Genomic DNA, 358 nt, shown 5'->3' on the forward strand with positions numbered 1-358 from the left:
CTCCTCATCAAGGCGGCGGCGCTCAACCAGATGGGTATGACGTTGCTGGGTGGATTTCAGGATCTGCGCTCTGGCGCTGTTCACAGCCTCGATATGCGAGGTGATGTCACTGACTTGCGCACGCAACGCCTGTTCGGCGCTCTTCGCGTTCTGATATTGCTGGACGGATTCTCGCCAGAGAGCGGCTTTTTCAGTTGAGGTAAGCGATTTCATGTTCGCGGCCTGTTCGAACAACCAGTCGCGCATGCCCTTTGGAGAGGGCTTGTCATTTGCTTCGGCGGCATCGACCTCAGCGCTGTCGAGCAAGGGATTTTCGCTGTACAACGCTTCGTCTTCGTTCAACTCCGGCGTTTGCGGT

Annotated in this window: 1 protein-coding gene; it reads right to left on the reverse strand. The window is 56.7% G+C overall.

The genetic code is table 11. From position 1 onward, the window contains the following. Window positions 1-358 (reverse strand): hypothetical protein (locus AAEY83_RS13345; protein ID WP_351059506.1); only part of this gene is annotated, 358 nt, incomplete at both ends.

Source organism: Psychrobacter sp. TB20-MNA-CIBAN-0197 (assembly GCF_040309765.1).
Taxonomy (GTDB): Bacteria; Pseudomonadota; Gammaproteobacteria; order Pseudomonadales; family Moraxellaceae; genus Psychrobacter; species Psychrobacter submarinus.